Consider the following 17,708-nt stretch of genomic DNA (forward strand, 5'->3'; position numbering starts at 1 on the left):
GTTCCCTACGCCACCGGGAACGTTAAGGATTGCATCAGACCAAGAAGTCGGGCGCATCTGACGGCCTTGTGATCACTGCGTGAGGACATGCAAAAGGGCCGGTCACTGGACCGGCCTCGAGCTTGATGACAAACCTCGACCTCTCCGAAGTCATCCCGGCCAAGCGCAGCGCCGAGCCGGGACCTGAGAGTCGGGGCCTCTATGGTTCAATCAGCTAACCGGGAGAGACCTTGGCTCTCCGGTCCCGGATCTCCGCTTCGCTCTCGTCCGGGATGACGATACAGGGGTTGTCAAAAACAAAAGGGCCGGTCACTGGACCGGCCCTCAATCAGGTTCTGGATCGCACGGCTCACTTCAATCCGAAGCTGCTTGCCATGGCCAGCCGCGGTGCGGCGGTCGCGCTTGCCGCCTGCTTCAGCTGATAGAGGCCGCGCTGGCCGGGAACCGGCTGGAAGGCATCGGTCAGGCCGACAACAGTCTCGGCCGCGCCCAGAACGAGGAAACCATCCTCCGGCATCATGCGAGCAATGCGCTGAAGGATGTCGATCTTGGTCTGCTGGTCAAAATAGATCAGCACGTTGCGGCAGAACACGATGTCGAATTCACCGAGGTGGCTGAAATTCTCCAGGAGATTCAGCTTGCGCCATTCGATCATGGTCCGCAGGTCCGGATTGATCTGCCAGAGATCCCCCTGCTGGGCGAAATACTTCAGCAGCATCTGGATCGGCAGGCCGCGCTGGACTTCGAACTGGCTGTAGATGCCAGCCTTCGCCTTTTCCAGAACTTCCGAGGACAGGTCAGTCCCAAGGATGCGGAAACGCCAGCCGGCGACCTTGTGTGCGGCTTCCTTCAGGCAGATGCCGATGGAATACGGCTCCTGGCCGGTGGACGCAGCCGCGCACCAGATCTTCACGCTGCGCGAGCTGGCACGCTTTTCCAGCATCGCCGGCAGCATGATGTTGTTGAAGTGTTCGAACGGCGTCTTGTCGCGAAAGAAGAACGACTCGTTCGTCGTCATCGCCTCGACTACAGCATTCGACAAGACGGCGTTGCCACCGCGCTGCATGGCCTGCACGAGACCCGACAGGGTGTCGATGCCATTCTTGCGGGCCACCGGAACCAGCCGGCTTTCAACGAGATACTGCTTGTCGTCAGACAACATCAGGCCCGAGCGTTCCTTCAGGAACCGCTTGAGAAAATCATACTCAGTCGGGGTCATCGGGCACTCCCCTTCAACACACGAACAATCTTGGGACCGATGTCCGTCAGCGGCAGCACGTCGCTGCAAAGACCGGTGTTTGCGGCGGCACCCGGCATGCCCCAAACGACGCTCGAGGCCTCGTCCTGGGCGATGATGCTGCCACCACCGGCAGAGATCGTCTTGACGCCATTGGCGCCGTCCGAACCCATGCCGGTCAGAACCACCGCGAGGGTGGCTGAGCCATAAGCCTTGGCGACGCTGTCAAACAGCGGATCAACCGCAGGCTTGCAGAAATTCACCGGTGCGTCGTCGGTCAGCCGCACCTTGACCGCACCGGCATCCTTTTCGAGGATCATGTGCTTGCCACCTGGCGCCACGTAGATGTGACCCGGCTGCAGCACGTCTCCGGTCTCGGCCTCCTTCGACGGACGCATGGCGGCCTTGCCGATATGTTCGGCGAGAATGGCCGTGAAGGTGGGCGGCATGTGCTGGGTGATGACGACCGGAATATCGCTCACCGTCGAACCGATGTCCTTCATCAGTTGCTGCAGCGCCTGCGGTCCGCCGGTGGACGAGCCAATCGCCAGGATGCGCGGACGCGCGGACGAATAGGGCTTGAGCTGGAAGCCTGGCTTGCCGGCATCTGCCCGCACGCCCGGCATTGCCGGCCTGTTTGCCAGCGCGCCGACAGGGGCCTGCGACGCGGATCGTCCCGCGTTGGTCTCGGCCCGCATGGTCTTGCCACGGCCGGACAGGCGGCGCGCCCGTTCCCCGAGGATCTTGACCTTGTCGATCAGTTCACGGCGAAAATCGACCGAAGTGGTGATTTCAGACGTGGATTCCGGCTTCGGAACATAGTCAGCCGCGCCGAGGGTCAGGGCTTTCAGCGAGATATCAGCGTTGCGACGCGTCAGCGTGGAGGCCATGACGACAACCAGGTCACGCTTCTTGGCCAGCATCAGCGGCAAGGCGGTCATGCCGTCCATTTCCGGCATTTCGATATCGAGGACAACGACATCCGGATTGCTGCGCAGGATGTCATCCACCGCCAGCTTGCCATTGCGATGGGAAGCGACGACGGCAAGCGCCGGATCAGCGTCCAGCCATCGGCTCAGAAGGCCACGGATGACGACCGCGTCGTCAACGACCATGACACGGATGGGGTCCGTATTCGGAGATGACCCGGTACTCGGGTTCATTTGTGCAAAAGCCATGTGGCGCACCCATACAGGAGAGATCAGATGAGGCCGACTTCCTGGAATTTCGCTTCCACGATCTCCCGATCAAACGGCTTCATGATGTATTCATTGGCCCCGGCGCGGATCGCCCGGGCGATATGGGCCACATCGTTCTCCGTGGTGCAGAAGACCACGATCGGCTTCTCGCCACCGGGTTCCCGGCGCAGGCTGGTCAGGAACTCAAGACCGTCCATCACCGGCATGTTCCAGTCGAGCAGGATGGCATCCGGCATGGCCTTGCGGCATGCATCGAGTGCCTGCTGACCGTCCTCGGCTTCCGAAATCTGGAACTGCAGATCCTCGAGGATCCGGCGGGCGACCTTGCGGATGACGCTGGAATCATCCACCACGAGACACTGTTTCATCTGTTTCATCTCCACTTTGCCGGAGCCGCGTACGGCGATGGCGTCAGGCGGCCATCGCGTCGGTCATCATGGCCCCGAGCAGACGCTCCACATCGAGGATGACCATCAGCTGACCATCCAGCCGATGCACGCCGGCAGAAATTTCGGCCCAGCGCTTGTCAAGGTTCTGCGGGTTCGGCTCGGCCGTCTTGCCGGAGAGGGTCAGGACCTCGCCAACCGTATCGATCACAAGTCCGTAGGATTCATGCTTGTACTCGATGCCGACGGCCATCATCTGGCCGTCCTGGCGCGGCGGCAGGTGCAGGCGGCGGCGCATGTTGATCGCCGTCACAATGCGCCCGCGCAGGTTCAGCACTCCAGCGACTTCCGGGGCCGACAACGGCACCCGGGTCACGCTTTCCGGCACGAAGACGTCGTGCACCTGGGAGATCGGCAGGCCGAACAACTGGCCACCGATCACCACGGTGACGTACTGGATCATGTCGGTGCCCGAGGCGACGCTATGGTCCAAGACACTCATGCGGCAACTCCCATTTCACCCGAGAACACATCCTTGAGAGCAGCGATCAGACCCGGACGGTCGAACTTCGCCACATAATCGTCGAAACCTGCCTGGCGGCCGCGTTCGATCGAGGCCGGCGTAACCATGGCCGACAGGGCCAGGACCGGCATCTTGCGGAAGCGCGGATCGCGGCGCAGGGCCTCGCAGAACTCGAAGCCGTTGACACGCGGCATCTCGATGTCACTGACCACGGCCTGGAACTCGACGCCGCTTTCGAGCACTTCGAAGGCTTCGTCCGGACCATCGCAGGTGGTGACGTCATAGCCGGCGGCTTTCAGCACCGGGGTCAGCATGTTGCGGAAGAAGGCCGAGTCATCGACGAAGAGGATCTTCTTCGTCAGCGAACGGATGTCCATCTCCTTGCGCATGAACCAGTCCTCGAAGGCCTGCGGCAGGTAGTAGCCGAGGTCGAGAATTTCAGTTGCGCGTTCCTTGATGACTGCCGAGCCGAGGATACCCGGACGCTCGGAGCCAACTTCGATGTGCAGGCGCTCTTCGACAATGTCGACGATCTCGTCAACCACCAGGCCCATGGAGCGGCCGCTGTCGGAGAACACCAGCATCGGCTGGGTGCCTTCGACCTTGTGATGGTCGCCTTCGTTGACATAGACGAGCGGCATCAGCGAACCGCGGTACTGGACCAGATCGCGGCCGTTGGAGCGTTCGATCTTGGAGACCTCGAACTCTTCCAGACGCGTGACCAGGGACAGCGGCACGGCCTTCGGCTCCGGCGCACCGGCGCGGAACAGCAGCAGCGAGATCGGCTTCTGGCCTTCGCCGGCAACGCGGCGGTTCTCATCGGCTTCCTCGTTCTGCTCAGCAACCGCACTCGAGGCCTGGCTCGCCATCGCGGAGGCGATGCCGTTCGGATCGATGATCATGATCACCGAGCCATCGCCGAGGATGGTGTTGCCGGAGAACATGTTGAGGTTGCGCAGCATCGAGGACATCGGCTTGACGACGATTTCCTCGGTGTGGAAGACGCCGTCGACGACAACGCCGAAGGTCTGGCTGCCAACCTGCATGACAACGATGAAGCCGTTGTCGTCGTTGATCGCCTTCTCGGCGTCCTCGCCTTCATAGGTGCCCAGCAACTGCGACAGATGCAGCAGCGGCAGCAGCTTGTTGCGCAGACGCAGGACCGGCGTGTTCTTGATCCGCTCGATGCGATGTTCGGAGTTGGTCTGGACGCGGACCAGTTCCACCACCGACAGCTGCGGGATCGCAAACCGGTCACCGCCGGCCTCGACGATCAGCGTCGAGACAATGGCAAGGGTGAGCGGGATCTTGATGATGAAGCTGGAGCCCTTGCCCGGCGTCGAGCGCAGGTCAACGGTACCACCGATCAGCTCGATGTTGTTGCGCACCACGTCCATGCCGACGCCGCGGCCAGAGACGCTGGTAACAGCAGCGGCCGTGGAGAAGCCTGCCGCGAAGATGTAGCGATGGATCTGCGCATCGGTCATCTTGTCGACTTCAGCTTCAGTCGCGAGCCCACGCTCGATGACCTTGGCCTTGATCTTCTCGACGTCGAGACCCTTACCGTCGTCCTTCACCTCGATGATGATATGGCCGCCTTCATGATAGGCCGCCAAGGTGATGAAGCCCTTTTCCGGCTTGCCGGCAGCACGGCGGACCGCCGGCATTTCGAGGCCGTGGTCGGCCGAGTTGCGGACCATGTGGGTCAGCGGGTCCTTGATCATTTCAAGGACCTGGCGGTCGAGTTCGGTCTCGGCGCCAATCATTTCGAGTTCGATTGGCTTGCCGAGTTCCTGGCTCAGGTCGCGGACGATGCGCGGCAGCTTCTGCCAGGCATTGCCGATCGGCTGCATGCGGGTCTTCATGACGCCTTCCTGCAGCTCGGCCGTCACGTTGGACAGACGCTGCAGCGGCACCTTGAATTCGCTGTCTTCATGACGGCGCACGATTTCCAGGAGCTGGTTGCGGGTCAGCACCAGCTCGGAGACCATGGTCATCAGGTGTTCGAGGGTTTCGACGGCGACGCGGATCGACTGGTTCGACACGCCACCACCGGCAGCAGCTTTCTTGTCGGCTTTGTCGTCGTGATCGTCATCCTTCAGCGCGGCAGCCGCGCGCGGCGCAGGCTTCTGGGCCTTCGGAGCCGGCGTTTCTACAACGGCCTCAACCGGAGCGGCAACCTCGACCTCGATTTCCGTTTCCCGGAACGCGCGTTCCAGTTCATCAAGGGAGACCTCACCAGGGCGCAGGGCGCGCTCAAGCGACTGGTCGGGAACCTGAATGGCCGGTTCGGGCACGACTGGTGCAGGTGCCGCCGCCTTCACGGGAGCCACAGCGGGCTTCTCCGCGCTCATCGACATGCGTTCCAGTTCGGAAATCAGGTCGCTGTCATCGCCCTGCGGTTCCTCGCCCTCGGCAGCTTCCAGGTCGGCCAGGATCTCCTTGATCCGGTCGATGGAATTGAGGATCAGCGAAACCGCTTCCGGGGTCACCGGCACGCCGTCGCGGAACTTGCCCATCAGGGTTTCCGCAGCGTGCGCGATCCCTTCGAGGCGGGGGAGACCGAGGAAGCCGCACGTACCTTTGATGGTGTGTACCAGACGGAAGATATTATCCAGAATGGTGGCGTTGTTCGGCTCCTGCTCGAACTTGACGAGCTCAACGTCAACAACATCGAGACTTTCACTCGTCTCGGTCAGAAATTCTCTGAGGAGGTCGTCCATAGCCTGCACTCACCCGACGTTTACTGGTTCCGCGCCCCAAAGGACGGCTGGACCGGGATGTCCATGAGTGAAGGGTGGCCTTAAACAGTTAAGATAGGTTGAAACAAACAGGTCGCCATGAACCTGTTTTTGTCATGACTGACGTGCGGTAAGCCTGACGAGGTCCTCGTCTTTCACGAGCTCAATGGTCATCCCGCACTCGCGTGCAAGCAAAAGTGTGTAAATAGGCTGAACAGAGTGCGCATCGACACGTTCAGGCTCTTCACCGCCCAATGTGGCCTGCATTCCCAGAGGAATCCTCGGGTTTACACCCTTGGCGGTCAGTTCAAAGTTCGGCTTGGACGGTTCACCTGTCATGCGGATAACGATTTCGCCGCCGCGCGGAACGCACTGGTTGGCAATCAAGAGCAAGTTTAGCAAAAGTTTAACCAGGTTCTTCGGCATCAGGTGCCGGTCGACCTGCCAGTTGAGATTTGACTTCTCGTTCTCCATCAGTGCCGTCGCAACCGACTGGGCATCCCCCAGGTCGATCTCGGCGCCAGCAGAGCCGGCTGCGCCAAAAGCAAGGCGGGCAAACTGAAGCTTGGCCGACGCCTGACGCGCGCTCTTGCGGATCAGGTCCATGGCGAATTCGCGCATGTCTCCCGCATTGTCATCATCCAGCACTTCGAGGCCGTTGATGATCGCGCCCACGGGAGAAATGATGTCGTGGCAGATCCGGCTGGAGACCAGCGCCGCGAGGTCGAGCGAGGTGAGGTCTTTGAGTTCGGACATGCGTGTCAGTCTCCGGGTCTGCGAAAGCCGTAGGGTGATTCGCTGCTGCGAGGCAGAGGGTTACACAGCCCTGCGCGCCCTGCCAAGCGCGCGGCCTTAATTGCGCGGCAGACAGCCAGTCTTCGCGGCATTTGCCTGTGCATCGGCAATCGCGGTTTCCCGTTCGACGAGGAACAGGAAACGATTGACGACAGTGTGGAAGAAGTAGAGCCGGTCTTCAATCACCACGAAGATCGACGGGTTGCCCGCGGTCGCATACCCCTCCGCCAGCCCATAGGCGCCGCATCCGGCAAACTGTGGTGCATAGACCTCCGGCGCGCGCTCAAAAGCCGCCTTGTTGCCCTCGTTGAGAAACAGCCAACGTGCACCGCGCCAGGAGTATTCCAGCCTCGGCTCCCCCATGCGCGGTCGCCTGTCGACAAAAAACGCAACAGGATCATAGCCGCCGATGGCATAGCCGGTGACGGGGTCCGCCAGGAAATAGGCTGGACGGGCGTCGGCGATGTTGGGAAGGCCCAACGCCAAAGCAAGAACTGTCGCCAGAAACCAATCAGTAGCGCGCAACCGGACACCGCGCTGCACGCGATTACGGAGCGTCGGCCACAGGTTGGTCAGAATTAGTCTACACTCTGCCATTGATTCGGGTCTGAATTTCCAATGAAGCCATCACGACTCGCAGCAAATTGAACATAGCATGCCGGAACGGACCGGGCCGGAACAAGTCACGCAAGGCCGCAGCAAGGTAGCCATGCAAGGCTTGCTCTCTCCCGGCCAGGCAACAGGCCCCGCAACCGTCTGCACGCACCCGGCACAGGGCGTATAGATGTCCTGGCTTTGGTCCGGCGCAGGCCGGACTGACGCCACCAGTAGGAGACTTGCAAGGATGCGCCACCCGACCACACATCACACTGCCAAAGTGGCGAACCTCAATGGCACCGGAACCACCGGCACCGTGAAGATCCACCGGGCACGGCCATTCTGGCCGTTCGCGGCCGTCGCCTATGTCCTGTGCCTGGTGTTCGGGATCCAGGCAGCCGTGGCCCAGTCGACCGCTCCAGGCAACACCAACTACAGTCAGGAGGAGATTGTCGACGCCGGTCACCGTTTCTTCGGCTCTGTCTCCGGCGGTCTTGCATCCGTGATCGAGAATGCTTTCAAAAGCTACGGCCAACCGAACGGCTATATCCTCGGCGAGGAGGGATCCGGCGCGCTTATCGCCGGCGCACGCTATGGCGAGGGAGATCTCTTCACGCGCAACGCGGGCAATCACAAGGTGTTCTGGCAAGGCCCGTCGATCGGCTGGGATTTCGGCGGTGACGGCGCGCGCGTCATGATGCTGATCTACAACTTGCCGAATGTCGAGGCGATGTACCAGCGCTACGCTGGCGTCAATGGTTCTGCTTATCTCATCGGCGGCTTTGGCATGACAGTCCTGAACAACAACAACATCCTGGTCGTACCGGTAAAGGCCGGAGTCGGCGCACGCCTTGGACTGAACATCGGCTATCTGAAGTTTACCCAGCAGCCGACCTGGAACCCCTTCTGAGAGACCAGGCGGTAGGAACCGGATTGGATGCGGCGGCCCCCAATTAGCCGCCTCGCCCCCCTTGGCCTGCGCCCTGCCCTCGGGTAATCATGGGTGGCAGCGGGTCGGTCCGGTACCGGGCCCGGACGAGCCGATGAGGCAGCGCGTGATCGAAGCGGCGATGTATGCATTCCTGGGGTTTCTGGCGGCAGGGCTGCTGGCACTCCTGATTTTGCCTGCTGTCTGGCGCCGGGCCGTGCGGCTGACACGTGATGCTGTCCTGGCAACGCATCCCTCGACCTATCGCGAAGTCAAAGCAGCACAGGACGCCTTGCGCGCCGAAGCGGCTCTGACCCATCGCCGGCTGGAGCGCGAGCTGGACCGGCTGAAGGCACAGGCCGCAAAAGCCCGGGCGGAGGCTGGAAAGTACCTGCCAGAACGTCTCGCGCTGCAGACCCAGCGCAATGAATTGTCCGAACACCGCCGTGAAGTAGATGCATTGCTTGCAGCGCAGACGGACGAAAACAGGCAACTGCGTGAAGATCTGACCCTTGCCCGAACGGAAGCCAACGAACTGGCTGCAAGCCTGAAACAGGCTGAGACCGAGGTTGCCGACTTGCTCCAGTTGCTAGACTCGCGCCGTGGCACCAGTTCAGATCCGCTTGCCGCCGCAACGATTTCCGCGCTTGAGGCCCAGATCGCCAGCCTGCAGCGCCAGTTGGCAAGCCGTACACCTACGGCAACGCAAATGCCCGCGCCACCGGTCGAGGCATTGGCCGACCAGATACAACCCGATGCCGACATGGTCAGGCTGCGCCGCAGCATCGCCCGGCTCGAGAGCGAGCTGATGGACCGGGAGACCGACTTCATCGCCGCGCAGGCCGATGTTGCCCGGCTCACCCTGCAGCTCGATCTGGCAGGCGGTCTGCCGGACGGACTTGTGGCGCAGATGGACCAGACCCTCAAGGAAACCGCACGCGAGAATGCAAAGCTGGCAGCGCGGGCGGCCGCACAGGACCGGGCCCTGGCCAAGACCCGTGCCGAAATCGCGCGCCTGACGAGCGAACTTGCCACCAGCCCGGCCGTGACAGCTTTGCGAGACGAACTGAAGGCGCTGGCCGGATCGGTGATTGCGGCAAGGACAGAGCAGCCCGAAGACGAAAAGCCCAAGACGACGCGCAGCCGAAAAGCTGCCGGAAAGGCTGCGACGCTGACCGAGGCAACGCCAGCCCCGACGACACCTGCAACGGCCGCAAGGCTGTCCGCTGTCGAGATCGCCGGACGGATCGTGCGGGCGAGTACAGCGGCACGTGAAGCCCTGTCGGTCTCAACCGCCCCGCAGACAGACCAGCCGGGCGCCAACGCAAAACCGCAGCGCGCAGCGAAGGCTGCAGACCAGGCCGGTCCTGATAAATCGGGCCAGGCCAATCAGGAACAAGCCCCGCGCGAAGGCCGCTCAGGAAAGAAGCAGATCGTCGCCTGAAAGGAAAATCGCGGAGAGGGAAATCGCACACAGGCGCATGTTCCCGGCCGGTTCGGACACACGGGACCAGTCAGGTCAAACCCGCGCGCACTTAAAGTTTCCGGAAGGGAATGGTACTCCCAAGGGGAATCGAACCCCTGTTTCCGCCGTGAGAGGGCAGCGTCCTGACCGCTAGACGATGGGAGCGGCTGCAACAGGCAAAGCCATATCGTTGCGAGACGGCCCGTATAATTGTTTGCCGGCTGCAAGGCAAGCGGTATTTCGGATCCGGAACTGGCCGCGGTGACGTCTCTTCCCTGCTGTCTGGGCCTTGAGCCAGCTGCGTTCTCGCCCCCGCGCTGTCCCGGCCTTGTGCCGGGACCTGTGAGGGAACCGACAGCTTCTCCTCGAGCTTCAACGGTTCGCGAGCCTGACAGGTCCCGGCACAAGGCCGGGACGGCGCGGAGGGCGAGGCTGAGCTGCGGCGAAGGCTTGGCCCGAACCGGGGCGCCGGAGTTGGTGTCGAGGTTTGGTGGCGAACCGCTGTTTTGCCGGAACTGCTTCGAGCTCAAGGCCTTGCGAGCGTTGTCCGGCCGATGACCTTTCCGGTGGCGGTGTCCAGGCGCTGGAGGACCGTCGTGGTCCCGTCCTGAACCAGCAAGTAAAGCACGCCATCTGACACGGACAGGCTGCGCACCTCGCCGGCAGTCTCGAGAGCAACGACATCCGGCCAGTTTCCATCCGGCACGTTGCCGACGGAATTGACCTTGTAGATGATTGCTGCCAAGAGGGCACAAACACCGGCGATCATGATCAGGGTCGAGCCGGCCACCAGCCGGCGCAGGCGCGTCTGGACACGCAGCACCGCAGGATCCAGCGGCGCTTCCTCTCCGTTGCCCGGCTCGCGATCATCATAGGCAGACTTGGTCATGACAGACAGCACTCCAGAACAGCCGGCGCTCGGGAACGACGCCGAAGACGGGCACGAGGACGCAGTTGCAGGCTTCGTAGCCGGGCCGGACGATGCGGGCAAGCGGCTGGATGCGGTTCTTGCCGCCCATTTCGCAGATCTCAGCCGCAACCGGCTGCAGAACCTCATCAAGGCCGGCGAGGTCTCAGTCAATGACAAGACGGTGAAGGAAGCCAAATACAAGGTTCAGGACGGCGACAGCCTGACCCTCACCCTGCCGGAACCCGAGGAACCGGAGCCGCAGGGCGAGAATATCCCGCTCGACATCGTCTATGAAGACGACGCCCTGATCGTCATCGACAAGCCGGCGGGGCTGGTGGTGCATCCAGGCGCCGGCAACTGGACAGGAACACTGGTCAATGCGCTGATCCACCATTGCGGCGACAGCCTGTCGGGCATCGGCGGCGTGCGGCGGCCCGGCATCGTGCACCGGCTGGACAAGGACACGTCCGGCCTGCTGGTGGTGGCCAAGACCGACCAGGCCCACAAGGGCCTGTCGGAACAGTTTGCCGATCATGGCCGCACCGGCCCCCTGGAGCGGTCCTATCAGGCGCTGGTCTGGGGCGCGCCGGCCGCACTTCGGGGAACGGTCGATGCCAATCTTGCCCGGTCAGAACACAACCGGCAGAAGATCAACGTTGTGCGCACCAGCGGACGTCATGCCGTGACCCACTGGCAGGTGCAGGAACGTTTCGGCCCCGCCGACCAGCCCTCGCTCGCCGCGCTGGTGGAATGCATGCTGGAAACCGGCCGCACCCACCAGATCCGCGTGCACATGGCCCATGTCGGCCTGCCGCTGATCGGCGATCATGTTTATGGCGCCGGGTTCAAGACCAAAGCCAATCCCCTGCCCGAACCCCTGCGCTCGGAAGTGCTGAATTTCCCGCGCCAGGCGCTGCATGCCGGCCTGCTCGCCTTCGAGCATCCGGTGACCGGCGAGACCATGACTTTCGAGAGTGACATTCCGGCGGACTTCAAGGCCCTCCTGGACGCATTACGAAAATTTTAGGTTCGGGCCTGTCCGCCCGGTCCTGTAATTGTCGCAATGCTGCTTATATCCTTGTCCATCGGCGAGCCTCGAACGGGACGCCGATGAACCGCGTTGCCGCAGGAAGACTGGCACAAGGCGCATCCCCGAACGTCCGCAGGAGGACAGGGAGCGGCCGCCAGTCGGGGGACGCCAGCCAAGAAGGGGGCGCATGTCATGGCCCGGAATGTACCGATGCTTGTCGCCGGTGAAGGCGGCCTGAGCCGATATCTCGATGAAATCCGCCGGTTTCCAATGCTGGAGCCGCAGGAAGAATACATGCTCGCCAAGCGCTACCGGGAGCATGACGATCCTGCCGCCGCCGAGAAACTGGTCAATTCGCACCTGCGCCTCGTGGCCAAGATCGCCATGGGGTACCGGGGCTACGGCCTTCCGATCGGCGAAGTCGTTTCGGAAGGCAATGTCGGCCTGATGCAGGCGGTCAAGCGCTTCGAACCCGAACGCGGCTTCCGCCTTGCCACCTATGCCATGTGGTGGATCAAGGCCGCGATCCAGGAGTACATCCTGCGCTCGTGGTCGCTGGTCAAGATGGGCACGACCGCCAACCAGAAGCGGCTGTTCTTCAACCTGCGCCGCCTCAAAAGCAAGATCCAGGCCCTGAACGAAGGCGACCTGAAGCCGGAACAGGTGCAGGAAATTGCGACCAAGCTGGGCGTGTCGGAGGAGGAAGTCGTGTCGATGAACCGGCGCCTCGGCGGCGATGCCTCGCTGAATGCGCCGATCCGGTCGGCGGAGGCGGAAAGCGGCGAGTGGCAGGACTGGCTTGTCGACGAAAGCGACAGCCAGGAGACCCTGCTTGCCAACCAGGAAGAACTCGACCAGCGCCGCAAGCTGCTGTCCGATGCAATGGACGTGCTCAACGAGCGTGAACGGCGCATCTTCGAAGCCCGCCGGCTGTCCGAAGAACCGATGACCCTCGAAGATCTTTCGGCGGAATTCGGCGTCAGCCGCGAGCGGGTGCGCCAGATCGAGGTGCGCGCTTTCGAGAAGGTTCAGAAGGCTGTCCAGAAAAGCGCCCGTGCCCTGGAGCAATCGTTGCTGAACTGAGGCAGGAACTGCTTGCGGTCGCAGGGTGATCGGAGATTTCCGCTGCCCTGCGCCGCCCAGCAAAACAGGTTTTCCCATAGCCAGTTCTGCTCTAGGGTGCTGCTTTGCTGGCTCGGAGTGGGGAACACCGTGGCGTTGCGACGTTTGACGGGAAAACGGTTCGTGGTCGGCGCCTGCGCCGCCGTCGCCCTCGGGCTGATGACGGCCATCCGGGTGCTGAACCCCGATTTTCTCGTGTCAGTGCGAGAACTTACCTTCGATTACCTGCAGCGTCTTGCCCCGCGCACTTACCAGGACCTGCCCGTGCGCATCGTCGATATCGACGAGGCCTCGATTGCCGCCCATGGGCAATGGCCCTGGCCGCGGAGCCGGGTTGCCGAGCTTGTCACCGGATTGACGGAACTGGGCGCGGCTGTCATCGCCTTTGACGTGATCTTTGCCGAGGCCGACCGGTCATCGCCGGTGCGTCTTGCCGAAACCCTCGACCTGAGCGGACGGCCCGATGGCGAAGATATCCGCGCGGCGCTGTCCCGGTTACCGGATACGGACAAGATGCTGGCCGATGCACTCTCTGCCGCGCCGAGCGTGCTTGGATTTGCCGTTCTGCCAACCGCATCGCCCCGCCTGCCGGCACAAAAGGCCGGAATTGCCTTTGGCGGCACAGACCCGGCAACCCTGCTGCCGGCGTTTCCATCCGCCCTGTCGGCCCTGCCGCTCCTCGAGGAGGCCGCCAGCGGTATCGGCAGTGTGTCTCTGTCCGCCAGCGATACGGGCGGCGTCGTCCGACGCATTCCAATGTTGTTTTCCGATGGCAAGACCGTGTTCCCCAGCCTCGCCATCGAAGCCTTGCGCGTTGCGCAAGGCGCCAGTGGCCTGATCGTGCGTACCAGCACAGCCAGTGGCGAAACAGCAAGTGGTCAGACCACCATCACCGACCTGAAAGTCGGCGCTTTCCCGGTTCCGACGACGGCCATTGGGGAACTTTGGGTGCATTACGACATCGACCGCAGGGAGCGTTATGTTTCCGCAGCCGATGTGCTCGACCCGGCCCGGCGCACCGCCCTGCGCAGCCGGATCGAAGGCAACATCGTCTTTGTCGGCACCTCCGCTGCGGGACTGTTCGACATCCGCGCGACGCCGCTGGGCCAGCTCGTCCCGGGCGTCTCAATCCATGCCCAGGCGACGGAGCAGATCATCTCGAATGACTTTCTGGTCCGGCCGGACTGGGCCGACGGGCTGGAGCTGATTGCCACCTTTGCCGGCGGGTTCATCCTGGTCCTGCTGCTGCCCTTCGCCGGAGGCCTGGCCACCGGCGTTTTGACCCTCGCCCTGGCGGGCACGCTGACGGGCGGCGCGATCTATCTCTACCTGACCCGAAGTCTGCTGATCGATCCGCTCTATCCCTCAGTCACCGCCTTTGTGGTCTTCGCCGTTGGGATGGCTCTGCTCTACGTGCTGACGGACAAGGAGAAGCGCTTCGTGCGCCAGGCCTTCAGTCAGTACCTGTCACCCGATCTGGTGCATCAGCTGGAAAAGCGGCCGGATCAGCTGGTGCTGGGCGGGGAACTGAGGCCGATGACCATCCTGTTCATGGACGTGCGCGGCTTTACGCCGATCTCCGAACAGCTGACGCCAACCGAGCTGGTACATTTCCTCAACACCCTGCTGTCGCCGTTGTCCGATGCCATCCAGGCGCATGGCGGCACCATCGACAAGTATATCGGCGACAGCATCATGGCGTTCTGGAATGCGCCGGTGACCGAAGAGGACCATGCCGCCCTCGCCTGCGCCGCATCTCTGGACATGCTGCGCATTGTCGACGAACTCAATGCAGAAGACGCTTTCGCGTTCAAGGCGCGGGGCCTCAGGGCACAGACGGTGCAGATCGGCATTGGCCTCAACACCGGCGAGGCCTGCGTCGGCAACATGGGATCAAGCCGCAGATTCAACTATTCTGTCATCGGCGATGCGGTGAACGTCGCCAGCCGGATTGAATCCAGCTGCAAGAGCGTCGGCGCGGAGTTGCTGGTCTCCGGTGACACGCGGACCGAAGCACCAGATTTCGCCTATCTGGAGGCAGGCGCCATCCCGCTGAAGGGCAAGTCGCTGCCGGTCAAGCTCTTCGCCTTGGTCGGCGATGAGGACCACAGGCGCACGGAAGCCTTCCAGAAACTGGAGCGCCAGCATCTGGCGCTGGTCGAGGCCCTGGATGAAGGCGCGGCACGGCGGGCGGAAGAGGCGCTCGCCGCCTGCCGCGCGCTCGCCCCGCAGTCGCTCAGGCCCTTCTACGACAAGATGGCCGAACGGGTGGCCGGGCTGGCGATGGCGGCGCAGTAGGTAAAGACAACGTGCCGGACCAAACTCCGCGCCGTCCCGGCCTTGTTCAGGGACCCGTTACGGTACCGCCTCGTTGCATCCATCTTCAGAGGAAGCGCCATCCAGACAGGTCCCGGCACAAGGCCGGGACGGCGCGGGGCGAGGTTTTCCTTCCGGTTCACAGAAGTCCCCCCACCTCCGAACCCCTCCCCACGAGGGGGAGGGGAGCTTCGAGGCTCCGGTGCGGTTGAACTGTTTCAGCTCAGTGCCAGTCCGCTCAGTTCACTTCCCGGGCGTAGGTTTCGACCGGGGGAACGGACTTGATCAGTTCGTTGTCCTTCAGGAAGGTGGCAAAGCGGGTGTAGCGGGCGGCGTCCAGCGCGCCCGGACGCTTGGCAAAGCGGGGCAGCGTGTCGGCCCAGGCGCGACGGTTGAGTGTATCATCCAGGTTCGGATGCGCTGCGATGAAGGCTTGCCAGGCTTCGTCCGGGTGGTTGGTAAGATAGATCGTGGCCTTCTCGATGGCAGCAAGGAACTTCGGCAGGCGCGGATCGTCCAGCTTGTCCTTGTGCGCGACATAGATCAGCTCGTCGAACACCGGCACGCCGTTCTCTTCCGGATAGAAGGCCTTGCCCTTCTTGCCTTCGATCTCGATCTGGGTCAGCTCGAAATTGCGGTAGCCGCCAATGATCGCATCGACCTGACCGGACATCAGCGCCGGTGACAGGGCGAAGTTGACGTTGATCAGCTCGACATCGGTGATGGCAAGTCCCTGCGACTTCAGCATCTGGCCAAGCATTGCATCCTCGAAACCGGAGACGGAGAAGCCGATTTTCTTGCCCTTCAGATCGGCGAGGCTCTTGATCGGACCATCCTCCAGCACGATCAAGGAGTTGAGCGGTGTCTCGACCAGGGTGCCGATCCAGCTCAGCGGCAGACCTTCATCGATCTGGGCATGCAGGGTCGGCTGATAGGAGACCGCGATTTCGGCCTGGCCGGCGGCAACCAGCTTCGGCGGCATGGACGGATCGGCCGGTTCGATCAGTTCGACCTCAAGGCCTTCGGCCGCGAAGAAACCCTTCTGTTTGGCAACGACCAGCGGCGCGTGATCCGGGTTGGTGAACCAGTCCATCAGGACGGTGAACTTCTCGGCGGCGAGGGCCGGTGTCGATGTGAGCAGCGCGGCAGCAAGCGCGAGGGACGCAAGACGGGACAAGCGGATACTCCTTGGGTTGAAGCCCGGCAGCAGCGCCGGGACGGGGAAGAAAAAGACGGTCTGGCGAAAGGCTGAATCAGTCTTCGGGTTGCCAGGAGACCAGACGGCGGGTCAGCCGGTCAGAGGCAAAGCGCAAGGTCAGGACCATGGTGGCCAGCAGGAACAGGGCTGCAAACATCACATCGGTCTGCATGCGGGCGTTGCTCTGCAGCATGATGAAAGCTAGCCCGCCCTTGGCCCCGACCCACTCACCGACAACCGCTCCGATCGGCGCAAAGACGGCCGCAATGCGGATGCCGGAGGCGAGCGCCGGCATCGCCGAGGGGACGCGCAGCAGGGTCATTTCCTGCCAGCGGGTCGCCCGGTAGAGCTGAGACAGATCGGCAAGACCGGAATCCATCCGCCGGAGGCCGTCAAAGAAGCTGGAGGTGACCGCAAAGAAGATCACCAGCACCGCCATCACGATCTTGGACGCAAGGCCAAAGCCGAGCCAGAGGACAAGAATGGGGGCGATGGCGAAAACCGGCAGCGCCTGGGTGACAAGGACGACCGGCAGCAGGCCGCGCCGAACCAGCGGCGACAGCCACATCACCAACGCCACCAGCATGCCCGCCGCAACGCCAAAGACAAAGCCCAGCAAGGTCTCGGTCAGGGTCAGACCCGCGTGATACAGCAGGAACGAGGGTTGCCGCGCAAAGGCCTCGACCACGGCCCAAGGCCTTGGCAGCATGTAAGGCGGAATTTCGGCAAGACGAACCAGAAGGTCCCAGGCCAGGACCAGGACGGCGGCGGTCACAAGGCCACCGGCCACATCCTTCCACCAGGTGAACCGGCGCGGATCGCGCGGGCTTTTGGCCACAGCAGAAGTGGCCGAAGAACGAGACAAGGGCCCGAGCAGGCCTGAGGCAATCGACACGACAAGGATCTCCCGTCATCGGTACAACCGAACGCGCATGGAGACCCGGGATAAGGCTAAAGGCTTCCGTCCCTTCGCCGGCATGACCCGGATCAGGTTCTAAGGGTTCGGCGTCGAACGCCATCTCAGCTCACTTCGGAGCACCCCTCGGACCGGAAACGAACATGCGTGTTTGCGCTGGTCTTGGCAAGATGGAAAATCAGGATGATTGCGCGGCGAAGGAATATGGGGAGCACGAGACGGTTTCGTCGCCATTAAGGCAGCACCGGGGTCACCCCGGGCCTCGCGTTGCGCTTGGCCAGCAACTGTATCGGTTGCTGTCAAGTTGGTTGATCGCTGAAGTCCCTTTTTTGTCCCATCATGGCA

15 protein-coding genes, 1 tRNA gene and 1 riboswitch are annotated in these 17,708 nt (G+C 62.6%); of the genes, 5 read left to right on the plus strand and 11 right to left on the minus strand.

The annotated features are described in order from the left end of the window. Nucleotides 1-349 precede the first annotated feature (349 nt). The 7 genes from ACTIFE_RS11715 to ACTIFE_RS11745 all read right to left on the minus strand — a co-directional run bounded on the left by ACTIFE_RS11715 (nucleotide 350) and on the right by ACTIFE_RS11745 (nucleotide 7,406). Nucleotides 350-1,219 (minus strand): CheR family methyltransferase, encoded by an 870-nt coding sequence (locus ACTIFE_RS11715; RefSeq protein WP_439529331.1) that lies wholly within the window; start codon nucleotides 1,217-1,219, stop codon nucleotides 350-352. After that, the gene (locus tag ACTIFE_RS11720) at nucleotides 1,216-2,415 is read right to left on the minus strand and encodes a protein-glutamate methylesterase/protein-glutamine glutaminase (RefSeq protein ID WP_439529332.1); all 1,200 of its coding nucleotides are present in this window, start codon (nucleotides 2,413-2,415) and stop codon (nucleotides 1,216-1,218) included. The genes ACTIFE_RS11715 and ACTIFE_RS11720 overlap by 4 nt, the downstream gene beginning before the upstream one ends. Nucleotides 2,416-2,438: 23 nt before the next feature. Beyond that, entirely contained in the window at nucleotides 2,439-2,804 is a 366-nt protein-coding gene (locus ACTIFE_RS11725) for a response regulator (RefSeq protein WP_439529333.1), read from the minus strand. Between the two features lie 43 nt (nucleotides 2,805-2,847). Next, a complete protein-coding gene (locus ACTIFE_RS11730; RefSeq protein WP_439529334.1) occupies nucleotides 2,848-3,324 on the minus strand; it encodes a chemotaxis protein CheW in 477 nt (158 codons plus the stop codon). Continuing rightward, a complete protein-coding gene (locus ACTIFE_RS11735; protein ID WP_439529335.1) occupies nucleotides 3,321-6,068 on the minus strand; it encodes a hybrid sensor histidine kinase/response regulator in 2,748 nt (915 codons plus the stop codon). The genes ACTIFE_RS11730 and ACTIFE_RS11735 overlap by 4 nt, the downstream gene beginning before the upstream one ends. Nucleotides 6,069-6,200: 132 nt before the next feature. Then, nucleotides 6,201-6,842: a histidine phosphotransferase ChpT gene (gene chpT / locus ACTIFE_RS11740; RefSeq protein ID WP_439529336.1), complete on the minus strand. Its 642-nt coding sequence runs from the start codon at nucleotides 6,840-6,842 to the stop codon at nucleotides 6,201-6,203. 96 nt (nucleotides 6,843-6,938) lie between these two features. Beyond that, nucleotides 6,939-7,406, minus strand: coding sequence for a YHS domain-containing (seleno)protein (locus tag ACTIFE_RS11745; protein WP_439529337.1), 468 nt, complete (start codon nucleotides 7,404-7,406; stop codon nucleotides 6,939-6,941). 319 nt (nucleotides 7,407-7,725) lie between these two features. Here ACTIFE_RS11745 and ACTIFE_RS11750 point away from each other — a divergent pair, with 319 nt between their 5' ends. Both ACTIFE_RS11750 and ACTIFE_RS11755 read left to right on the plus strand, forming a co-directional pair. Then, complete coding sequence (locus tag ACTIFE_RS11750) at nucleotides 7,726-8,388, plus strand: DUF1134 domain-containing protein (protein ID WP_439529338.1); 663 nt, start codon at nucleotides 7,726-7,728, stop codon at nucleotides 8,386-8,388. Between the two features lie 133 nt (nucleotides 8,389-8,521). Further along, nucleotides 8,522-9,850 (plus strand): hypothetical protein, encoded by a 1,329-nt coding sequence (locus ACTIFE_RS11755; RefSeq protein WP_439529339.1) that lies wholly within the window; start codon nucleotides 8,522-8,524, stop codon nucleotides 9,848-9,850. A gap of 111 nt (nucleotides 9,851-9,961) precedes the next feature. Here the strand turns inward: ACTIFE_RS11755 and ACTIFE_RS11760 are convergent. Then, a tRNA-Glu gene (locus tag ACTIFE_RS11760) sits at nucleotides 9,962-10,036 on the minus strand. 361 nt (nucleotides 10,037-10,397) lie between these two features. Beyond that, complete coding sequence (locus tag ACTIFE_RS11765; RefSeq protein ID WP_439529340.1) at nucleotides 10,398-10,760, minus strand: hypothetical protein; 363 nt, start codon at nucleotides 10,758-10,760, stop codon at nucleotides 10,398-10,400. Between ACTIFE_RS11765 and ACTIFE_RS11770 the strand changes: the two genes are divergently transcribed. The 3 genes from ACTIFE_RS11770 (at nucleotide 10,759) to ACTIFE_RS11780 (ending at nucleotide 15,231) form a co-directional block, all read left to right on the plus strand. Further along, complete coding sequence (locus ACTIFE_RS11770) at nucleotides 10,759-11,808, plus strand: RluA family pseudouridine synthase (RefSeq protein ID WP_439529341.1); 1,050 nt, start codon at nucleotides 10,759-10,761, stop codon at nucleotides 11,806-11,808. The genes ACTIFE_RS11765 and ACTIFE_RS11770 overlap by 2 nt on opposite strands. A gap of 195 nt (nucleotides 11,809-12,003) precedes the next feature. Beyond that, nucleotides 12,004-12,894: an RNA polymerase sigma factor RpoH gene (gene rpoH / locus ACTIFE_RS11775; protein ID WP_439529342.1), complete on the plus strand. Its 891-nt coding sequence runs from the start codon at nucleotides 12,004-12,006 to the stop codon at nucleotides 12,892-12,894. Nucleotides 12,895-13,056: 162 nt separating this feature from the next. Next, the gene (locus ACTIFE_RS11780) at nucleotides 13,057-15,231 is read left to right on the plus strand and encodes a CHASE2 domain-containing protein (RefSeq protein WP_439529343.1); all 2,175 of its coding nucleotides are present in this window, start codon (nucleotides 13,057-13,059) and stop codon (nucleotides 15,229-15,231) included. Between the two features lie 256 nt (nucleotides 15,232-15,487). Here the strand turns inward: ACTIFE_RS11780 and ACTIFE_RS11785 are convergent, their stop codons facing one another. Together ACTIFE_RS11785 and ACTIFE_RS11790 are read right to left on the minus strand one after the other, a co-directional pair. Beyond that, the gene (locus ACTIFE_RS11785; RefSeq protein ID WP_439529351.1) at nucleotides 15,488-16,432 is read right to left on the minus strand and encodes an ABC transporter substrate-binding protein; all 945 of its coding nucleotides are present in this window, start codon (nucleotides 16,430-16,432) and stop codon (nucleotides 15,488-15,490) included. A gap of 70 nt (nucleotides 16,433-16,502) precedes the next feature. Then, complete coding sequence (locus ACTIFE_RS11790) at nucleotides 16,503-17,156, minus strand: ABC transporter permease (RefSeq protein ID WP_439529352.1); 654 nt, start codon at nucleotides 17,154-17,156, stop codon at nucleotides 16,503-16,505. A gap of 238 nt (nucleotides 17,157-17,394) precedes the next feature. Beyond that, a riboswitch (TPP riboswitch) is annotated at nucleotides 17,395-17,500 on the minus strand. Nucleotides 17,501-17,708: the final 208 nt, after the last annotated feature.

The sequence above is a fragment of the Pannonibacter sp. genome, from assembly GCF_051860505.1.
In the GTDB taxonomy this organism is placed as follows: domain Bacteria; phylum Pseudomonadota; class Alphaproteobacteria; order Rhizobiales; family Stappiaceae; genus Pannonibacter.

Coding starts and splice junctions, on each gene's coding strand:
- ACTIFE_RS11755 (WP_439529339.1), top strand. CDS start 8,522: ATGAGGCAGCGCGTGATCGAAGCGGCGATGTATGCATTCCTGGGGTTT.
- ACTIFE_RS11735 (WP_439529335.1), bottom strand. CDS start 6,068: ATGGACGACCTCCTCAGAGAATTTCTGACCGAGACGAGTGAAAGTCTC.
- ACTIFE_RS11750 (WP_439529338.1), top strand. CDS start 7,726: ATGCGCCACCCGACCACACATCACACTGCCAAAGTGGCGAACCTCAAT.
- chpT (WP_439529336.1), bottom strand. CDS start 6,842: ATGTCCGAACTCAAAGACCTCACCTCGCTCGACCTCGCGGCGCTGGTC.
- ACTIFE_RS11765 (WP_439529340.1), bottom strand. CDS start 10,760: ATGACCAAGTCTGCCTATGATGATCGCGAGCCGGGCAACGGAGAGGAA.
- ACTIFE_RS11715 (WP_439529331.1), bottom strand. CDS start 1,219: ATGACCCCGACTGAGTATGATTTTCTCAAGCGGTTCCTGAAGGAACGC.
- ACTIFE_RS11725 (WP_439529333.1), bottom strand. CDS start 2,804: ATGAAACAGTGTCTCGTGGTGGATGATTCCAGCGTCATCCGCAAGGTC.
- ACTIFE_RS11770 (WP_439529341.1), top strand. CDS start 10,759: ATGACAGACAGCACTCCAGAACAGCCGGCGCTCGGGAACGACGCCGAA.
- ACTIFE_RS11730 (WP_439529334.1), bottom strand. CDS start 3,324: ATGAGTGTCTTGGACCATAGCGTCGCCTCGGGCACCGACATGATCCAG.
- rpoH (WP_439529342.1), top strand. CDS start 12,004: ATGGCCCGGAATGTACCGATGCTTGTCGCCGGTGAAGGCGGCCTGAGC.
- ACTIFE_RS11790 (WP_439529352.1), bottom strand. CDS start 17,156: ATGCTGCCAAGGCCTTGGGCCGTGGTCGAGGCCTTTGCGCGGCAACCC.
- ACTIFE_RS11720 (WP_439529332.1), bottom strand. CDS start 2,415: ATGGCTTTTGCACAAATGAACCCGAGTACCGGGTCATCTCCGAATACG.